This is a genomic window from Nitrososphaera sp. (genome assembly GCF_036397675.1).
In the GTDB taxonomy this organism is placed as follows: Archaea; Thermoproteota; Nitrososphaeria; order Nitrososphaerales; family Nitrososphaeraceae; genus Nitrososphaera.
The window spans coordinates 14605-31523 of the sequence record NZ_DASWIL010000017.1 but is presented as its reverse complement, the minus strand read 5'-3'; the positions used below and the strand labels follow the sequence as shown (position 1 = coordinate 31523).

General features: G+C 53.3%; 22 protein-coding genes. 10 read left to right on the top strand and 12 right to left on the bottom strand.

The window, feature by feature from the left end; genetic code table 11:
• Positions 1-556: 556 nt before the first annotated feature.
• Both VGA14_RS03205 and VGA14_RS03200 read right to left on the bottom strand, forming a co-directional pair.
• A complete protein-coding gene (locus tag VGA14_RS03205) occupies positions 557-802 on the bottom strand; it encodes a hypothetical protein (protein WP_331002303.1) in 246 nt (81 codons plus the stop codon).
• A gap of 360 nt (positions 803-1162) precedes the next feature.
• On the bottom strand, positions 1163-1375 hold the full coding sequence (locus VGA14_RS03200) for a hypothetical protein (RefSeq protein ID WP_331002302.1): 213 nt from the start codon (positions 1373-1375) through the stop codon (positions 1163-1165).
• A 329-nt stretch (positions 1376-1704) separates the two neighbouring features.
• On the opposite strand from VGA14_RS03200, the gene VGA14_RS03195 reads away from it, so the two are divergent.
• From VGA14_RS03195 to VGA14_RS03185, 3 genes are all read left to right on the top strand, one after another.
• Complete coding sequence (locus VGA14_RS03195; RefSeq protein WP_331002301.1) at positions 1705-1905, top strand: hypothetical protein; 201 nt, start codon at positions 1705-1707, stop codon at positions 1903-1905.
• Between the two features lie 539 nt (positions 1906-2444).
• The gene (locus VGA14_RS03190) at positions 2445-3200 is read left to right on the top strand and encodes an ATP/GTP-binding protein (RefSeq protein WP_331002300.1); all 756 of its coding nucleotides are present in this window, start codon (positions 2445-2447) and stop codon (positions 3198-3200) included.
• The gene (locus tag VGA14_RS03185; RefSeq protein ID WP_349257131.1) at positions 3193-4143 is read left to right on the top strand and encodes a homoserine kinase; all 951 of its coding nucleotides are present in this window, start codon (positions 3193-3195) and stop codon (positions 4141-4143) included. Before VGA14_RS03190 ends, VGA14_RS03185 begins: the two co-directional genes overlap by 8 nt.
• Here the strand turns inward: VGA14_RS03185 and VGA14_RS03180 are convergent, their stop codons facing one another.
• A complete protein-coding gene (locus VGA14_RS03180; RefSeq protein ID WP_349257130.1) occupies positions 4144-4995 on the bottom strand; it encodes an enoyl-CoA hydratase/isomerase family protein in 852 nt (283 codons plus the stop codon).
• 102 nt (positions 4996-5097) lie between these two features.
• Here VGA14_RS03180 and VGA14_RS03175 point away from each other — a divergent pair, with 102 nt between their 5' ends.
• Positions 5098-5955: an arginase family protein gene (locus tag VGA14_RS03175; RefSeq protein WP_331002297.1), complete on the top strand. Its 858-nt coding sequence runs from the start codon at positions 5098-5100 to the stop codon at positions 5953-5955.
• On the opposite strand, the gene VGA14_RS03170 is transcribed toward VGA14_RS03175, so the two are convergent.
• Both VGA14_RS03170 and VGA14_RS03165 read right to left on the bottom strand, forming a co-directional pair.
• Positions 5952-6203 carry a hypothetical protein gene (locus VGA14_RS03170; protein ID WP_331002296.1) on the bottom strand — a complete coding sequence of 84 codons (252 nt, stop codon included), beginning with the start codon at positions 6201-6203 and terminating at the stop codon, positions 5952-5954. The genes VGA14_RS03175 and VGA14_RS03170 overlap by 4 nt on opposite strands.
• A gap of 34 nt (positions 6204-6237) precedes the next feature.
• Complete coding sequence (locus tag VGA14_RS03165; protein WP_331002295.1) at positions 6238-6399, bottom strand: hypothetical protein; 162 nt, start codon at positions 6397-6399, stop codon at positions 6238-6240.
• Positions 6400-6481: 82 nt separating this feature from the next.
• On the opposite strand from VGA14_RS03165, the gene VGA14_RS03160 reads away from it, so the two are divergent.
• The gene (locus VGA14_RS03160) at positions 6482-7168 is read left to right on the top strand and encodes a PAC2 family protein (protein WP_331002294.1); all 687 of its coding nucleotides are present in this window, start codon (positions 6482-6484) and stop codon (positions 7166-7168) included.
• Here the strand turns inward: VGA14_RS03160 and VGA14_RS03155 are convergent.
• Positions 7165-7470, bottom strand: coding sequence for a hypothetical protein (locus VGA14_RS03155; protein WP_331002293.1), 306 nt, complete (start codon positions 7468-7470; stop codon positions 7165-7167). The two genes, VGA14_RS03160 and VGA14_RS03155, sit on opposite strands and share 4 nt — an antisense overlap.
• Before the next feature lie 25 nt (positions 7471-7495).
• Positions 7496-9268: an ATP-dependent DNA ligase gene (locus VGA14_RS03150; RefSeq protein ID WP_331002292.1), complete on the bottom strand. Its 1773-nt coding sequence runs from the start codon at positions 9266-9268 to the stop codon at positions 7496-7498.
• A gap of 491 nt (positions 9269-9759) precedes the next feature.
• Between VGA14_RS03150 and VGA14_RS03145 the strand changes: the two genes are divergently transcribed.
• Positions 9760-10110, top strand: a complete 351-nt coding sequence (locus VGA14_RS03145) for a hypothetical protein (RefSeq protein ID WP_331002291.1) — start codon at positions 9760-9762, stop codon at positions 10108-10110.
• On the opposite strand, the gene VGA14_RS03140 is transcribed toward VGA14_RS03145, so the two are convergent.
• Positions 10100-10483 (bottom strand): hypothetical protein, encoded by a 384-nt coding sequence (locus tag VGA14_RS03140; RefSeq protein ID WP_331002290.1) that lies wholly within the window; start codon positions 10481-10483, stop codon positions 10100-10102. The genes VGA14_RS03145 and VGA14_RS03140 overlap by 11 nt on opposite strands.
• A gap of 110 nt (positions 10484-10593) precedes the next feature.
• Between VGA14_RS03140 and VGA14_RS03135 the strand changes: the two genes are divergently transcribed.
• Positions 10594-10989 (top strand): DNA-directed RNA polymerase subunit K, encoded by a 396-nt coding sequence (locus tag VGA14_RS03135; RefSeq protein WP_331002289.1) that lies wholly within the window; start codon positions 10594-10596, stop codon positions 10987-10989.
• 73 nt (positions 10990-11062) lie between these two features.
• Here VGA14_RS03135 and VGA14_RS03130 read toward each other — a convergent pair whose 3' ends face one another.
• Genes VGA14_RS03130 through VGA14_RS03120 form a run of 3 tightly spaced genes read right to left on the bottom strand, consistent with a single transcriptional unit; the run spans position 11063 to position 12594 of the window.
• Positions 11063-11893 carry a transcriptional regulator gene (locus VGA14_RS03130; protein WP_331002288.1) on the bottom strand — a complete coding sequence of 277 codons (831 nt, stop codon included), beginning with the start codon at positions 11891-11893 and terminating at the stop codon, positions 11063-11065.
• Between the two features lie 38 nt (positions 11894-11931).
• Positions 11932-12141: a hypothetical protein gene (locus VGA14_RS03125; RefSeq protein WP_331002287.1), complete on the bottom strand. Its 210-nt coding sequence runs from the start codon at positions 12139-12141 to the stop codon at positions 11932-11934.
• Between the two features lie 48 nt (positions 12142-12189).
• Positions 12190-12594 carry a transcriptional regulator gene (locus tag VGA14_RS03120; protein WP_331002286.1) on the bottom strand — a complete coding sequence of 135 codons (405 nt, stop codon included), beginning with the start codon at positions 12592-12594 and terminating at the stop codon, positions 12190-12192.
• A 117-nt stretch (positions 12595-12711) separates the two neighbouring features.
• On the opposite strand from VGA14_RS03120, the gene VGA14_RS03115 reads away from it, so the two are divergent.
• The gene (locus VGA14_RS03115) at positions 12712-13749 is read left to right on the top strand and encodes a zinc-dependent dehydrogenase (protein ID WP_331002285.1); all 1038 of its coding nucleotides are present in this window, start codon (positions 12712-12714) and stop codon (positions 13747-13749) included.
• 42 nt (positions 13750-13791) lie between these two features.
• On the top strand, positions 13792-14637 hold the full coding sequence (lsrF, locus tag VGA14_RS03110) for a 3-hydroxy-5-phosphonooxypentane-2,4-dione thiolase (protein WP_331002284.1): 846 nt from the start codon (positions 13792-13794) through the stop codon (positions 14635-14637).
• On the opposite strand, the gene VGA14_RS03105 is transcribed toward lsrF, so the two are convergent.
• Positions 14634-15035, bottom strand: coding sequence for a YybH family protein (locus VGA14_RS03105; protein WP_331002283.1), 402 nt, complete (start codon positions 15033-15035; stop codon positions 14634-14636). The genes lsrF and VGA14_RS03105 overlap by 4 nt on opposite strands.
• A 192-nt stretch (positions 15036-15227) precedes the next feature.
• Between VGA14_RS03105 and ilvB the strand changes: the two genes are divergently transcribed.
• Positions 15228-16916: a biosynthetic-type acetolactate synthase large subunit gene (gene ilvB / locus VGA14_RS03100; protein WP_331002282.1), complete on the top strand. Its 1689-nt coding sequence runs from the start codon at positions 15228-15230 to the stop codon at positions 16914-16916.
• Positions 16917-16919: the final 3 nt, after the last annotated feature.

Sequence of the window (16919 nt, the reverse complement as noted above, 5' to 3'; positions counted from 1 at the left end):
GAATACGCCTGATGGTAGGAAGATGCTTTTTCTTCTTCCTATGTACGCGAGTCACATGTGGGACAGATGTGGCATCAAGCTAAATCTGTACCTGTCATGCAATTGCGACTGCTGTGTCAATAATTTTGGGATAGGCTCTTAATCGCCGAAAGATAAAGTCCTTCCCAGGCGAAAATCGGAGAACAATTACGGACAGGACATATACCAAGGATGAATTGAGCGTAGTCCTTCAAGTTTCAGGAATTAGGAGCCGTGTCCTAATCTTGTTACTAATCTCTACGGGAATGAGAATAGGCGCGGTCTCAGGGCTCTCTCTCAAGCACCTGAAGAAATGGAAAGATGAAGGGGTCTATCGATTTACAGTCTACGAAAGAGCAAGGAAGAATATACGTGCTTTTGCACCCCGAGTATGCGACAGAAATCGACGCATATCTGGACTACAGGCTAGCTAAGCTGATTTGGCTGGTCCACTATTGCTACAAGGATATCCGACTACGACTTTTTGATAACTGATATCGAACCAGAACAACTATGATGTACCTTGCTGGCCGATTAATTAGATTGGCTCCAGGTTGAGGACTATCGTAGATTCTGAGGCCTTCTCCATAATGATGTCGTAAAGCTTGTTGTAGAGTCTTCCTGAGCCACTGTAATTCTCCAACTTCTTTACCCCGACGTTTATCACGTACGCCGAGCCCTCGAGCCTTTCAACTTCTCCAATCTCATATCCTATGTTATTTTCTTCAAGATACTTTCGTAACGCTGTTCTTATCGAGTCTATGTCGCCAGAGTCCCGAGACACGAAACATATGGGGTTTGAAGTCACATATATTTCGATTCAAGCAAGCTATCCTTTGTTCTGCGCTCCTCTCATTATTTCTTGCGCTAGCAGAACTGGCCGAGCACGAGGAAAACCTACGGCGTGAGAACCTGCGCTGGAACCTTGAGGTGAAAAGCAGGGCCCGGGTGGTTGAGTTGTATGAGGCGAAAGGGCTACTCAAACCACCAAATAGACCGCCAGAGAAAGTAGCGCACGATGCGCGACTTATGGACCAAGATGTATCTGCAAAGAAGCATTTAGGCATGAGCGCTGGTAATCTCCATAAAGACATTCAACTCGCCCACGCCCTCGAAGAAATGCCAGAACTGGCAGACCTATCACCTAATAGTTGCTCTTCAGTGCTTTTTCTATCTCATGAAGGGCTCTTGTAATGTAATCATCTGTCAAGAATGATGGTACGTGCAGCTTTTTCGCAGGGGGAAGCATTGCGTTGATCACTAACAGAATTTTTAGCCGTCGGTCAGGATTGGGTTCATGCCTACACTTCTCAATAAGGCTCTCTATGTCGCCAAGTGTACTGGCATCCAGTTCCAACAAGCTAAGAAGGGTCGTGGTTGAAGAATAAGTTCATTATGTGATTCTTAACTACATGCAAGAATACGAAAAACTGCTATACGAGCTGAGGTAAAAGCTTCACGGCACGGCTGAGGAATACTTGCCGAAACTGTACAACTGCCTGATAAAAGCGAACTTGACACCCAAAGAGGCGCAGCGAATAAGCTGCTGGATGCTTTTCCAAATGCCCAGATTCGTGCTTTCACAGCAATTCGTACGGTGAGCTCACCATCTAATTTTGTCTCTACTCTTGGCCCATGTGAAGGAGTCATAAAACTTGTGGGTAGCGAAACGTTCAGGTTGCCAAGATGGAGAAGGATGATGATATTATGATCAAGTCAACCAGGGAATGGTACTATCCATACGATACAGTTGATAGCCTCGATGTGAAAGCGAAGTGGAATGTGGTGGTTTCGCTTTCGCGGAGGAGAGGCAAGAGCGGATTGAGAGTTTTTGCAGACATGTCCGGCATCTTTAAGGCCGGATTGAGCAAAGACCTCGTAGCTTAGGAATTGTCACTGAAACCACGGTTTGCCCTTCCACTTACCGCTATGTGCGCCTACACTGTCGACGGCACTAAGTCCCTTCTTCCAATAGAAGTAGAGAGGCTTCAGAAGTGTCATGGAAAATTTTGGGCTTGAGTGAGGGTTCTAAGGACCAACACGGCGTCTCCTCATCGATGTTTGAGCGTCGATCATGCAAAGACCTTCCAGACTTTGCAATACGACTCCAAACCCTCTGTTATCCAGATCCATTCCACAAAATCACCGGCCTGCAGGCGAATGGGATAAACGATTTCCTTCGGGACGGATGCCGACAGTGTTACTCCGTCGGCCCGGGATCTGACTTTTGAGCGCGGATGTGGTTACTGGGTTTTGGTCATGTAACACAAAATTGCTCATGCCACACAGTGGTGTATTACAAATAGGGTAAAAATGGGCATATTTCATGCCCCAACCGACACTTTCATGCGCATTGTGTGAATATTATTTTATAACAATAACGAATGTGTAAAGCAGATATACGCCGACGCGCAGCTTGCAAAAGGATGGCCAACGCCATTTTCGTGACGGGGACTGCCGGCTCGGGAAAATCATTGCTCACCTCTCGTCTGTTACAGTGGTACCGTGACAACGGCGCCTACCCCATTTCATTGAACCTTGATCCCGGCGTCGCCTCGCTCCCCTACAAGCCCGACGTAGATGTCCGGGATCTCATAGACATAGGCACTCTCATGGATAATTTCAGCCTCGGGCCCAACGGCGCACTGGTCATGGCAAGCGACATGGTGGCCACAAAAATGGACGAGATGCAGCAGCAAGTGGACGAGCTGAACGCTGACTACGTCATCGTCGACACACCGGGTCAGATAGAGCTGTTTGCTTTCCGGGCAGGCGGGCCGTACTTTGTTTCAAACTTCAATGCGGACAACAAGGTGACGATTTTTGCGTTTGACGCCACGCTGGTCTCGTCGCCCATCAACTTTGTCTCAATCTCGCTCCTCGCCTCGTCTGTGAAATTGAGGTTGAAAACGGCGCAGATAAACGTGCTGACCAAGCGCGATCTTGTAATCGACAAATTGAAGGATATCCTTGACTGGGCCGGCTCGACGCATGCGCTTGAAATCGCGCTCAGCGCAGAAAAGGAGAGTGAGTACTCGCTCTTGAGCAAGGACCTTGCACGGAGCATGACCCGGGCAGGCTTTGCGCCGGGGCTCATCGCGGTCTCTAGTACCACCATGAATGGCATGATCAATCTCGCTGCGGCGCTTGCCCGAACCCTTAATCAGGGAGAGGATGTGTAGATTGGCCGTGAAGTCCTGTACTGCAGTCGCACCGTCGTCAACTGCAAACCTTGGGCCGGGCTATGACGTGTTCGGTCTTGCGCTTGACGCGTTGTACGACAAGGTGACGGTGACCAGGGTGAAAGGAAGCGACGGCAGGATAACCATAAAGATGTCTGACCCAAGCATACCTGCTGCGCCTGAGTCCAACTCGGCAGGGCTTGTCATCAAGAAGATGGCGCAAGAGTTTGGCGTAGCAGACAACCTTGAGGTGAGGGTAAAAAAGGGTGTGCCAGCCGGCTATGGCATGGGATCCAGCGCCGCCTCGGCGGCGGCTGCGGCAGTCGCGTTTGACGGCCTGTACAATCTAAAAATAAAGAAGGAAAAGCTGGTCGAGTACGCCGCGGAAGGCGAGATCGCAAGCGCCGGCGCAAAGCACTATGACAACGTCTCAGCGTCGGTCTTGGGCGGCTTTCTGATATCCAGCATAAAGAGCGACCCTGTGCCGCTCTTCGTACGGTTTGCGCCCCCGCGCGACCTTGTGCTAGTGGTCGCAGTGCCGTCTATACCCGTTCCTGAGAGAAAAACAGAAGTCGCAAGGAGTGTGCTTCCAAGCGAGGTCTCGCTGAGAAGCGCCGTCTGTAACGTGGCTGGGGCAAGCACCATAGTAGCAGGGTTTGCGCTAAAGGATGTAGAGCTTATTGCAAGGGGCATCGACGATGCGATCGTCGAGCCGGCAAGAAAGCACCTGATACCTGGCTTTGATTCAGTCAAGGAAAACGCGCTTGCCGCCGGCGCGCTTGCAGTCACAATATCCGGCGCAGGACCATCGGTGATCGCGTTCTTGAAAACTGCAAGAAATTCAAAAAAGGTTGCCAAAGCGATGGCCGCAGGGTTTGGGCAAGCCGGCGTAAAATGCCGGACGTTTCTCTGCAGGCCAAGCGCCGGGGCGCACGTCGTATAGCTACTTTTTGGCCTTGTTAAGGAAAGCGGACATCATGTTCCTGCGGTCCTCATGTGCAAAGCAGAGCGCCCAGCCGTAGATCTCGAGGCGCAGGCCCGTCTCGATGTCTGTGTCCATGCCCCGGTTTATCAACATCTTGCTGACCTTGACTGCAGTAGAGCTGTTCTTCGTTATTTCGTTGGCTAGGGCCAGGCATTCGCTCATCAGTTTCTTGTTCAACACCTTGGCGACTTCGGCTGCGCGTGCCTTTTCTGCCGTGGCGTCGCCTTTTGGCGCCTCCGGCGGGACTTCGTCTTCAGCGCCAAGTTTGATAACTCTGTTTACAAGGCCTATCTTTTCGGCCTCGTCTGCAGTTATCATCTTGCCTGTGTAGATCATCTCCTTTGCCTTTGCCGGGCCCACTATCCTCAGCAGGCGCTGGGTGCCGCCCCACCCCGGCGGGATGCCAATTGTCACCTCGGGCTGACCTATCTTGGCGTTTTCGGAAGCATACCGGATGTCACAGACCATTGCAAGCTCGCACCCGCCGCCAAGCGCAAAGCCGTTCACCGCGCCGATAACCGGCTTTTCAAGCTTTTCTATCTTGTTGAGCACCGCCTGCGCAGCTGACGCGTATTTCTCCGCCTGCATCGGCTCGATGTTGACCATGAAGCTGATGTCTGCTCCGGCGCAGAACGAGCGCTCACCTGTTCCCGTCAGGATTACAACCTTTATAGATTCGTCGGCTGCCAGTATGTCGATTGTTCGCGACAGCTCAGATATCACGTCGACGTTCATGGCGTTGAGCGCCTCCGGCCTGTTTATCTTGACGACGGCTATGTCGCCGTGTGGTTCCAGCTGGATATACTTCATTGTGGACATGAGAGATAAGAATCGCTTGGCTCAACTTAAAGCTTATTCATGTACGGTGTGAAAAGGTGCAGAGTTAAAAGCAGGCTGTGCATACTGTCTGCGTTGAAGTTCTACCGCGCAGCTGCCGGGGAAATTGGCGACGCGGACATCGTCGTAACGGGCGTGCCCGATGAGAGTAGGTCGCACGCCCTGCGTAAGGGCACGGACACGGCGCCGGACATCCTCAGGTCGGCGTCAAACGAGTCTGAGTTCTTTGTCCGCGACGACAAGATGATACCGACCGTCCCCATGAAGGGCACGCTTGAAGGAAAGCGTGTGTTTGACGCCGGCAACATCAAGCGAGACCAAGTGTATGAGCACATCAGCAGCATAGTCAAGGCCGGCAAGATGCCTGTCACGATTGGAGGCGACCACTCGCTCACAACCGACGTGCTTGCTGCCGTCAGCAAGTCTTCCGGCAAAAAGCTGTCTCTCTTGTATTTTGATGCCCACCCCGATTTCGTGTCGTCGACAAGGGGTTATTACGGCTCGGTCATGACCGACTCAGCAGATCATGTCGACTTTGTAAAGAGCATGACAATAGGAACGCGGGCTGCAGAGCCGGAAGAAATTGAAAACGCCAAGAACGCATGCCTGCAGATGGTGACGCCCATCGACATAGTTGAGCTTGGCGTTCACAGGGTCGCAGAGATGATTTTGTCAAAGACTACAGGGAACAAGGTCTATGTCTCAATAGACCTTGACTGCGTTGACCCTGCTTCTGCGCCCGGCGTGTCTGTTCCATCACCCGGCGGACTCACCACTGCAGACCTGCTGTTCTTGCTGACAAAAGTTATGGGCGCAGGCAACGTCGCGGGCTTTGACATTGTCGAGCTGTCGCCAGACTATGACTTGAACAACATGACTGCGTACCTGGCGGCGCGCATACTGACAGAGTGCATCGCGTCGCTAAAGATCTAGAGCTTTTCCACTATTTCCTTCAGGTGGTCCGGCAGCTCGGGGAGCTCACCTGTAGCACTATGGTTGTTCTGTATCACGTCTGTCCCTATCCGGCGCACCTTCTGGGTCGCTAGCAGCGCGTCGATGCCCCGCTCGACTTCCTTTTCAGAAAGCACGCCTTTCAGCTTTTCCTTGAGCAAAGGTTCAGAATCATACTTGCTGATTGCGTGCTGCAAGAGCGCAAGCCTGTCGTTGTATGAAAGCGACATGCAGGCATTTCTACAATCAAGGGCTATTAAGTTTTCAAGCCTTTTTCTTTGTCAGGTAAACGAGGTCTACCTTCTCCGCCTCGTCGTTTGCCTGCATGACAGACTCTTGCTGCTTGTGTAATTGCTCCTTGCGCGACTTCCACCCGGCAATCGCAGTCAGGTGGTCGTCTGAAATACCGCTTTCGCTAGCAGACAAGTCTCTGCTACAATGTGTTTCTGTCCAATTTTTAACCTTTCCCCTGCCAACTCTTTTATCCGGCCGCTGCGCAGGGCTCCCTATGAAGGCCGTAAACGTGGGGGAGCCGGCCATAAACAAGCCCATCGTAATAGCCGCGATGCAGGACATGGGCAACGTCGGGAGCATCGCTATCGACTTTATTAACAAGAGCATGGAGACCAGGATTTTCCGGTTCATCGATATCCCGTTCCCGAACTACGTGGTTGACAAGGGTGGCTATATCGACTACGAGCGAGAGAGGTGGGAGTACCGTCACGGCTCTGACGGCAACATCATAGTATTTGGTGGCGGCGTAGGCCAGCCCCAGACAAACCAAGAGCTTTACGACCTGTGTCAGGATGTAATAGGTGTCGCAAAGCAATATTCGGCGCAACTTGTATACACGCTTGGTGCTTTTCACACGACGCGGGACTATGGCAAGTGCCCCAAGGCCCTTGTCACGGCTACAACACAGGAGCTGGCAGAGCAGCTGCAGCGCCTAGGCTTTGAGCCAACGCCGGGCTCGTCGCTTATCACCGGCTTTAACGGCCTAATACTGGGCCTAGCAAAGGAGAGCGGCTTGCAAGGAATAGGTCTGTACGCAGAGATAAACGACCCCGAGGTGCCCCAGTTTCGGTCGGCAAAGAGCCTGCTTGTCGCCCTTGAAAAACTGACATATCAAAAGTTCCGGGGAATGGAAGAGCTTGACGAGATGGCAAGTAGGGTTGAGCGCGAGACCGGCAACTAGCGCTCTAGCTTGACGCCGGTGTCGATCCTGTCCGCCTTGCGGCATATCAGCCGAAAACAGTCAAGCACGTCCATCTCTATCACTCCGGGGAGGTGATGAATGTTTGGTGAAAAGTTTGTCGTGAAGTAAAGGTCGCCCACGCGCACTTCTACTGCGGCGTCGCCTGACTTTAAGTCGTCAGTGGCGGACTTGCTCGTTACCTTCAGCAGGCCGGCACACTTTTTCTGCGTCTCTGTTTCAAGCGGGTATCGGCCGGACTTTATCGACTCTTCAATCATGCTGCAGAGTTCTGAGACCTTCATGCGCTTGTTTTGCAGAGGTCGATATTTAATCTGCAGGCTGGGCGCCAGTCCGGACCTTCAGCTGGCGCCGGTACATGGTGGCTATCTCCTCGACGCCCGTCGCTCCCTCGGGGTCCTTGTCGTCGCGTATCTTGCCCGTGAACTTGGGGAACCGAAGCGCCAAGCCGTACCCCTCTCTTATCACGTTCTTTCCTGCAGTGTACGACGGGCTCAGGGTTATCTCTGACGCAATAACCTCTATCACCATCGAGGGCTCGAACCACACGTCCATGTCCATGCCGGTGTCTACGCGGGCGTGCTTTTGGTGCACGACGTGCCTCTCAAGCTCCCGGTAGAACTGGTCAAGGTGCTCGTCGGTAAAGCCGGTGCCAACCTTTGACACGCTGCGGAAAATGTCCTCGTTCTTGTCGTAGGCTGCAAGCAATAGCGCGCCGTACTTGCCGACGCGCCTACCACGGCCGTGCAGCGCGCCGACGACCACCAGATCTAGTGTGTCTGCAAGCTCGCTCCGGTATTCGCGTTTTAGTTTCACCCAGAGGTATCCGCGCGACCCTGCCCTGTAGATGCTCTGCGGCAGCTTTAACATGACACCTTCGCACCCGCTCTCTATTGCCTGGTTCATGAACCGGTCCACCTGCTCGGGCTTGGTCGTTATTTTTTGTGGCACCACCTTTATCATGTCGTCCCTGGCGCCTTTCAGCACCTTCTCAAGGAGCTCTCGGCGTTCCTCATATGGAAGCGTCATCCTGCTCTTGCCGTCCAGGTACAGGATATCAAAAAAGTTGATGACGACTGGGTAGGCTTCCATCGCCTCTTTTATGCCGTGCTTACGCCTCCTATGCATCAGCTCCTGGAACGGGAGATACTCTTCTGTTTGCGCGTTTACCGCCACGACTTCACCTTCCATTATGACATCCTTTGCCTTGATGGCGATCGCGGCCTTTGTCACGTCGGGGTAGTGGCTTGTTATCTTTTCCAGCCTGCGTGAAAATAGCTCGACGCGGTCTTTTCCCTTGTGCACCTGCACCCGCTCGCCGTCCAGCTTGTACTCGACTGCGGCTCTTCCTTCCATGCGCTCGACTGCCTCCTCAGCAGTGGTGACGCGCTCGGCAAGCATCGGCCTTATCGGCTTAAAAAGCGTCACCTGTATGGACGTGACGGCGCCAAGGCCCTTTGTAGCCAGCAAACGTGCAACGGTTCCAAGGTCGCTTGAGATGTTGTACGCGTTTTCAAGCGCCTCGCGGTTTGCCTTGTCACCGGTGAATGCAATCGCAAGGGCATCGAGTACCGTATAATCTGCAATGCCGAGCCGAAGCGCGCCCATGACAAACTTCATGATGTATCTCCCTTCTTCCGGCGTCGAGTCGTGGAGCAGGCTGCTGACGTGCCGGAGCTTGGTTTCCTGCGAGCCCGAGCCGGTCGTGCGTGCAATCCTGTCAAACGTTGAATAAACGCGCTCGACTGTCATTGCGTCTGAAAAAAGCGTCGACTGCGCTTTTGTTTTCATGGCCCTGCCTGCCGTGTCGCCTATGTCACCTGTTTCGCGATAGATGGCTTCAACTTCTGACAGGTTCTTGCCCGACGAGTTTGCTATTGCGCGCAGGGCCATCTTTTCAGCAAGGCCCATCTCTATGCCCTCATAGTCAGGATACAGCTTGCCCTGGATGAGGTAAGTCGCTTTGTCGATGAGGTTGGCCGGAGTCTTTTTCAAGAGTGAGACCAAGTGGTCGGTGAGCGCAATCCTGCTGGAGGTTTGCTCCATCTGCGCAAAGGCCTCAACCAGCGGCTGAAAGTCCATCCAGAGAAAAGCTTTGTCGGCTCACGCTTAAAGTTTTGTCTTGAAGCTGTCAAGTATTCGGCTACTGCCGCTCCAAATTCATTCATGAACAACCGACGACTTGACTTATCCGCTTCCTATGACAGTAAATCTTCTCTCAGGCGAGTGTGTTAGGCCTCCCTTTGTCCTGTTACGACACGGTGCGCTGTTGCCACATATTGGACGAACTGAATACCAGCACCAGAAAGCCAATAGGGCCATGTTGCACTTGTCTAACAGGATAATATAGTCAACATTAGTTCAAGAACCTAATCCTAGTGCAAAACACGTTCCTATCCGGCTCTAGTAGAAAGCAACATTCTGTACGCGCCACGACCTTACCATTCGCAATAAGTTCAGATGAACTCTCAACTGTGACCCAGGCAGGTACCGTGCCGCCGTCATGGTCCGAATCAAACAGGGGTGCCAATAAACCCGATTTTTGAACAGCGCGCTTTTGAATATGAATATTAATGGGTGGCACGGTAGTAGCGCTCACTATGGGCGGCAACAAGAACAAGCCGGCGGCCAAGCAGGACAAGGGCACAATGACCGGTCCGGCAGGCGAAATAAAGCCGGCGGCAAAAGATGAGAAGAAGGGCAAGCCCCAGCAGAGGCAAAAGCTTGCAGTCGTGATAGAAGAGCCTGTAGGCATGAAGGCCATAGCGGGGATGAGGGCGATAACAATCCAGTCGGTGGCCAAGGTGGCGAACGTGAAAATATCTGTGGCAAACTCATTCATCAAGTCACTTGAGGCAAGGGGGCTGGTGAAAAAGGTTGGGGGCTACAGCGGCCACAGGGTCTACGAGAAGGTCAAGCAGTAGCCCTTTTCACCGACACCACGTCTCCAGCCTTAACCCCCTCTATCGCTTCTATGTTATTCACTATCTTGCCTATCGGGTTCATCGCAGGCACCGTACAGTCCTTTATCACAAAGCATATCGCGCCGTTTGACGGCAAAAGCGCCATGTCGCCGCGCCGAAACTGCGCGTGCTGCTTTTCGGCGCCTATGACCATACCGGTCTCGATGTAGACAAACTTGTCCTCAAAGCGGTGGATCCTGTCCTGCACAGGCAGCCCCCTCAGCAATATGGTGGACGTTATGGGAGAGAGGTGGCGCACAAGCTCGCACTCGGCGGCTCCCTTGCCCGCAATTTCTGCGATGAGCTTTATGCGCGAGACGGAACCTGCCTGCACAGCCCTAGAAAGGGGAGGATGTAATGAAAAGGTTTTCCGGCCAGCAGTGCCCACATTAGTTGAAAAATTCGCAACATTTAATTAGATAGCTGATAGCTTTTGCATCATTCTTGGTAGTCAAGCGCTTTACAAAAAAAACAGCTTCTAAAAAGTCTGCAAAGACTAAAGGCAAGATCGAAGAAGTCGTGAAAAAGTCCAACCGGCCAGCAGACGAGGTCGTGACTTACGCGGATACCGAGTTTGAGCTTCGGGAAGTCGAGGCCCAAGGCAGCAAGATAGTCATAGGCCTGCCGTGGTTAACACGCTTTGAGCGCGCAAGGATTACAGGCGCACGCGCGCTGCAGTTGTCTCTTGGCGCGCCGCCGCTGATAAAACCCTCGGAAGAGGCAAAGACCTCCATCCTGGTGGCGATGGAAGAGGTCAAGCAAAAGGCGCTTCCGATTTCGATAAGGCGCGTTCTTCCGAACGGCCTGTACCAGGACATCCCTGTTGACTGGATGAAATAGTTGATTCGATCGGCCTTTTGCCAGCTTGAAGAATTATTTAGTTTTGCAGTTTCCCCTAGAAACGCGCACCAGCTCAGATCTCTTTCAGGCGGTTTTCGTCGAAAATGTCAGAGCCGTACCACCGGTAGCGGAAATAGTCAAGGCACCATTCGTGGAATATCGGGTCAGAGCTGTAGAATAGCATATTCATGTCGGTCTCGCCTTTTGGCGTCGGGAACATGACAGACGCGTGCTTTTCGTTCAGCACGACTGCCACTTGCACGCTGTCGACCATCCGCCTCTCTATGGCCCCCTTGTTCAGGAGCTCGTTGTGGCCCAGCTTTTTCAGCAGGTCCTTGCGGCCTTTTGGGATGATGACGTTCTTTGGTAGAACATAACTGTACTTGATGCCCTTTGACTTTACGCGGTCAATCGCCGGCTCTATCAGGTCAATCGGCACCTGGGGCACTATCTCGTAGACGTACTGGTCTGCGTTGCGGTATATGCCCTTCCAGCGCTCCAAGATTGCGACCACGCCCTTGACGTACTCGCACTTGTCAAGCGCGCCAAGCCGCATGATGAACTTTATCGGCAGTTCCCCAAGGACGTGTTCTGAAAAATACTCCTTGTGTTTTGACAAATAGTTGAAAGTCGGGATCTGCTTGATTATCGTGCTGCCATAAGTCGTCAGCGAAAACACGCCTTCTGGGTTTTTCTCTATCAGGCCGGCATCCTGCAGGCGCTTGACGTTCCTGTGAGCCTCCTGGATCGTGATTCCGAGGTCCTTTGCCAGCTGCGATATCTTGGCCTTTTTCTCGCTTATCCGAAAGATTATTGAGAGGCGCTGCTCGCTTGCGAGCTCGAAGAAGGTCTTTTCCGTGTCGACATATGCGCTGACCGACTCGTCGGCGTCGCGGGCGGGCATGCTATTGCATCACAGGCGCATTGTTAAAAGCCTTGCACCTAGTGATGGTGCTCTACCGGCGGGTTCTTGTTGGCATTCATCGTGGTCCACCTGCCGAGTGCGATGAGCGCGATGCCCACTGCAAGAAGGACATAGTCTGCTGGAAGGGCCACTGCCCAGACAGCATTTACCTGTGCGGCTACGATGAAAAGTACTGCAAGAAAGGCTAGTGCTATGCCTGCAATGGACTCTCCGTTGATCCGTTCCATCGCTGACAAGTTGTTCTGCATTCAGTATATTAATTTTTGTAAAATTAGCTAGTGTTCTCGGACGAACGTGCCCCTGCACTGCTCGCATACGGTCTCGTCGATGTTTGACTCGATGCTGTGGTGCACGTCGCAGATGAGCAGCGTGTAGCGCATGTAGTTTGTCAGGCCGACGAACTTGGCAAGCGTGCTTGGCGTGTATGCCTTGTAAGTCGACAGCTCGCGTGCGATATCATCTATCATGCGCATTACCTCCATTATCGACCCCATCTTGGAGATCAGTTCCAAGTCTCCTCTTGTGCCCCGGACGTAGTTGCTGACTGCCGCCTGGGTGATGCCAAGAACCTTGGCGACGTCCTCTTCCCTGAGCGAGTACTCCTTGATGAGTTTCCTGGCAAGGATTGCCCGGACGGCGGGGATGAGCGACTTTGCTTCGATCTCTGAAGGTAACAGCATTGCGGTAGGAAAGAATTCCTTTTTTATTATTTAAAGGTTCTTTGGTTCGCCTATTCAGACGCTATTCAGACGCTATTCAGACGCTATTTATAGGCCGCCGGCCCTACTCTAAAAAGAATGAAGGCGGTCTTTGTCAAGGGGCAGAGCACTGTCTCTGTCGACGACGTCAGCGACCCCGTGATTGCCGGCGCCGGCGACGTCATTGTCAGAATGCGCGTCTGTGGACTGTGCGGCTCTGACCTTGAAAAGGTGTATGGCGAGTACGGCATGACATCAGGCAGGCTCGGGCACGAGCCGGCAGGAGTGGTCGTTAACGTCGGCAAGGATGTCAAGGGCTTTGCGCCCGGCGACAGGGTATTCGTGCACCACCACGTCCCCTGCTATTCATGCCACTATTGCATCCACGGCGACCACACGATGTGCCCTGAATACCAGAAGAGCAACATCAGCCCGTGCGGCCTTGCGGAACAGTTCTTGGTGTCGGCGTGGAATGTATCAAGGGGCGGCCTCATCAGGTTGCCGGAAGGCATTACGTTTGACGAGGCATCATTGATTGAACCGTTTGCGTGCTGCATCCGCGCCTGGAACAAGAGCGGCTTTCGAGCCGGCGACGACGTGGCGGTGCTGGGCGCAGGTCCGGCAGGGCTCATGCACGTCATATTGGCGAAGGCGTTTGACGCAGGAAAAATGTTCGTATCTGACGTCAACGATTTCAGGCTAAAGTTTGCTGCAAAGTATGGCGTTGCAACGTTCAACTCTATTTCAAACCAGAACTTTGCCCAGGAGATAAAGGAGCAGACTGGCGGCCGGGGCGTAGACGTCGCAATAGTCGCGACTGGCAGCACGAATGCGCTATTGCAGGCATTTGACCTGGCAAGGCGCGGCGGCAAGATCGTGCTCTTTGGCGTCCCGCCCAAGGCATCGAATTTGTCATATGACATGAGCAGGCTATACTCAAGCGAGCATTCGCTCATACCGAGTTACGCCGCGTCCGAAGTCGAGACGAATCAGGCGATAAGGATGATGGCGGAAAAGCGCGTTGACGTTGCCCCTCTCATAACACACCGCTTTGACATCAAAGATGCGTCCGAGGCGATCAAGTGCGCGCACGAGGCCAAGGACGCCATGAAGGTAATAGTCACGTCGGGCGCGTAGAAACTATATATAATAAAAACGGCCCCGGGGCTGCGATACACGATGGACTGGGGAATGAAAAACCGCTTTTCCAGGATAATCAAGCCGCAGGACGGCCGCTGCCTCATGCTTGCAGTGGACCACGGCTATTTCCTTGGCCCCACCGAGCGCCTTGAAAACGCCGCCGAGACTGTAAGGCCACTTCTCCCGTACGCCGACTCACTCATGCTCACTCGTGGGATCCTGCGTAACTGCATCCCGGCAGAAAGGGACGTTCCGATAGTGCTTCGCGTGTCAGGAGGAACCAGCATCGTCGGCGAAGATCTGTCCAAAGAAACGATAACCACGTCCATTGAAGAGGCAATCAAGATGAACGTTTCGTGCCTTGCGCTTTCAATATTTGTAGGTTCAAGATACGAGCACCAGACGCTTGCGTCGTTGGGCAAGCTCGTGGACGAAGGTGAAAAGTATGGAATTCCGGTGCTTGCCGTGACTGCGGTGGGCAAGGATATGGGCCGCGACGCCCGCTACCTGGCGCTAGCGTGCAGGGTGGCGGCAGAACTTGGCGCGCACATTGTAAAGACATACTACTGCGACAACTTTGAGAAAGTCGTTGAGGCCTGCCCAGTCCCTCTCGTAGTAGCAGGTGGCAAGAAGCTGCCCGAGATGGACGCGCTGAAACTTGCCCATGATTCAGTCACGCACGGCGCGGCCGGAGTCGACATGGGCCGGAACATCTGGCAGTCAGATTACCCCGTCCCCATGATAAAGGCGGTCAAGGCAATAGTGCACAACAAGGCCGACGCGAAGGAGGCCTACGACGTGTTTGTGCGCGAGCGCGAAAAATCAAAGCAGAAAAAGCCGCAGGAAATAGTAAAGAAAGTCAGCAGTTCCGGCGATTTCGACTAGCCGGTCATCTTTGAAAAGTGCTGGTGGAGCATCTTCCATCTACCATTTTTGTCCTTCTTGAAAACAATGGTGACACGCGATCTGTTGTTTATAGTTGTGCCGCGAAAGCTGTAGTCGTCGACTATCATGCCGGTGCTCTGGAGCACAAAAGTCGCCACGGCAGTCTCGCCGATCACATCTACCTTCAGGTCTTCTATCTTGAAATCATAGTCAGAGATACTTGCAAACTGCAGCTGCTCGAGCATCAGCGCGCGTTCTAGCTCTCTGCGGTCGTAAGGAGGCGAGTCGCCAAACTTTGTGAACTTGTCGTCAAAAAAGTCTGGAATGCCCTCGATTTCCTTGCTCTTGGCTATCTGAAAATATTTGTAAATTAGGTCCTGGATAGTGGAGGAATCCATAGCTGACAATAATGTTCATGCAGCTGTAATTCGCAAAACTTTATAAATTATATCACTGCAATCCACCCCCGGATGCCCCAAAGAGGCAGCGAGCGCTCTAGGCACAAGGTTAAGATTCTGGTCCTGCTGGTACTTGCCTAGACAAATCTCTGCTGACAGGCGGGCGCTTGTCTTGAGAATGGTGAAAACATAATGGCGGAAATGACCGGCGCAAAGGCGTTGATTCATGCCCTCGAGAAGGAGGGCGTAGACGTAGTCTTCGGTCTTCCAGGGGGCGCAAACCTTCCCATATACGACGCGCTTGTCGGCGCCAACCTCAGGCACGTGCTCGTGCGCCACGAGCAATCCGCCGCGCACATGGCAGACGGTTATGCCAGGATAAAGAGGAAGTCCGGCGTTTGCTTTGCGACATCTGGACCCGGTGCCACCAACCTCATAACAGGTATCGCGACCGCTTACGCCGACTCGAGCCCAATGGTCGCAGTGACAGGTCAGGTTCCTCTGGCCATGATAGGCAAAGACGCTTTCCAGGAGACGGACATAATTGGTGTTGCGAACCCTTGCACAAAGTACGCATTCCAGCCAAGGCTTGCGACTGAAATCCCCGAGATGGTGAAAAAGGCGTTCTACATCGCCGAGAGTGGGAGGCCCGGCCCGGTACTGGTAGATATACCAAAGGACGTCCAGCAGGCAACTGCAGAGATGAAGTTCCCCGACCTCATAAAGGTGAGGGGGTACAGCCCGGTGGTAGATGCTGACCTCTCAGAAGTTGGCAAGGCGGTGGAACTCATACTGAAGGCCGAGCGCCCCATAATCATGGCCGGCGGAGGTGTCATATTGTCAGGCGCGTTTGCCGAGCTCCGGGCGCTTGCGGAGCTTCTCATGTTACCAGTAGTCACGACGTTCAAGGGCAAGGGCGCGTTCCCCGAGAACCACCCGCTTGCGATGGGCCCCATAGGCATGCACGGCCACCCCGAGGCAAACAAAATAATCATCGAGGCAGACTGCATAATAGCGATAGGCGCGCGCTTCTCCGACAGGTCGGTAGGGCGCTTTGACGAGTTCGGCAAGGGCATGAGCATAATCCACATGGACATCGACCCTGCAGAGATAGGTAAGAACAAGGCCGTCGACGTGGCTATAGTGGGAGATGTAAAGTCGTCGCTTCGCACGCTTGTCAAGCTCTTGGCGAAAAAGGTCGTAAAAAGGGAGGCGGACAACCCCTGGCTCAAGCGCAGGAAGGAGCTCATCCAATATTATCAGGAGACTATCAAGGACTACGCCAGAGACGTCACTGCCAAAAAGTCGCTCAAAAAGTTGCGCGAGATCTTGCCCGCCAACGCGATTGCGACGACAGAGGTGGGCCAGTGCCAGATGTGGGCATCGCTCCACTTTGATGTTATTTCGCCTGGCACCTTCTTCAGCTCAACCGGCCTTGGCACGATGGGATTCGGATTCCCGGCGTCGATAGGCGCCAAGGCTGCAAGGCCCGAAGTGCCGGTGGTAGACATTGCCGGCGACGGCTCGTTCAACATGACCGAGAACGCTCTTGCGGTGTCGGTGCTCGAAAAGTTGCCGGTAATAGTGTTCCTCATGAATAACTACATGCTTGGCATGGTAGCCCAGTGGCAGCGCACCTTCTACAACCGCCGCTACAGCGGGGTGCACCAGCACCAGTGCCCAGATTATGTAAAGATAGCAGATGCCTACGGTGCACAGGGAATACGCGCCCAGTCGATGGCAGAATTAGAGAAGGCGATAAAGACCGCGTTGAAAAGCGACGTGGCAACTGTAATCGACATCCCGATAGACCCGGACGAGGACGTGTACCCGTTCGTGGCGCCAGGCACGAGCCTCAAGGACATGATAACAGGAGCTTAGGAT

What these genes read in the sequence shown, in the direction of transcription:
- VGA14_RS03145 (WP_331002291.1), top strand. Translation starts at nt 9,760, where the DNA reads ATGGGTGGCACGGTAGTAGCGCTCACTATGGGCGGCAACAAGAACAAG.
- VGA14_RS03170 (WP_331002296.1), bottom strand. Translation starts at nt 6,203, where the DNA reads ATGTCGCTTTCATACAACGACAGGCTTGCGCTCTTGCAGCACGCAATC.
- VGA14_RS03120 (WP_331002286.1), bottom strand. Translation starts at nt 12,594, where the DNA reads ATGCTGTTACCTTCAGAGATCGAAGCAAAGTCGCTCATCCCCGCCGTC.
- VGA14_RS03105 (WP_331002283.1), bottom strand. Translation starts at nt 15,035, where the DNA reads ATGGATTCCTCCACTATCCAGGACCTAATTTACAAATATTTTCAGATA.
- VGA14_RS03130 (WP_331002288.1), bottom strand. Translation starts at nt 11,893, where the DNA reads ATGCCCGCCCGCGACGCCGACGAGTCGGTCAGCGCATATGTCGACACG.
- ilvB (WP_331002282.1), top strand. Translation starts at nt 15,228, where the DNA reads ATGGCGGAAATGACCGGCGCAAAGGCGTTGATTCATGCCCTCGAGAAG.
- VGA14_RS03115 (WP_331002285.1), top strand. Translation starts at nt 12,712, where the DNA reads ATGAAGGCGGTCTTTGTCAAGGGGCAGAGCACTGTCTCTGTCGACGAC.
- lsrF (WP_331002284.1), top strand. Translation starts at nt 13,792, where the DNA reads ATGGACTGGGGAATGAAAAACCGCTTTTCCAGGATAATCAAGCCGCAG.
- VGA14_RS03180 (WP_349257130.1), bottom strand. Translation starts at nt 4,995, where the DNA reads ATGAAGTATATCCAGCTGGAACCACACGGCGACATAGCCGTCGTCAAG.
- VGA14_RS03190 (WP_331002300.1), top strand. Translation starts at nt 2,445, where the DNA reads ATGGCCAACGCCATTTTCGTGACGGGGACTGCCGGCTCGGGAAAATCA.
- VGA14_RS03195 (WP_331002301.1), top strand. Translation starts at nt 1,705, where the DNA reads ATGGAGAAGGATGATGATATTATGATCAAGTCAACCAGGGAATGGTAC.
- VGA14_RS03185 (WP_349257131.1), top strand. Translation starts at nt 3,193, where the DNA reads ATGTGTAGATTGGCCGTGAAGTCCTGTACTGCAGTCGCACCGTCGTCA.
- VGA14_RS03160 (WP_331002294.1), top strand. Translation starts at nt 6,482, where the DNA reads ATGAAGGCCGTAAACGTGGGGGAGCCGGCCATAAACAAGCCCATCGTA.
- VGA14_RS03155 (WP_331002293.1), bottom strand. Translation starts at nt 7,470, where the DNA reads ATGAAGGTCTCAGAACTCTGCAGCATGATTGAAGAGTCGATAAAGTCC.
- VGA14_RS03125 (WP_331002287.1), bottom strand. Translation starts at nt 12,141, where the DNA reads ATGGAACGGATCAACGGAGAGTCCATTGCAGGCATAGCACTAGCCTTT.
- VGA14_RS03150 (WP_331002292.1), bottom strand. Translation starts at nt 9,268, where the DNA reads ATGGACTTTCAGCCGCTGGTTGAGGCCTTTGCGCAGATGGAGCAAACC.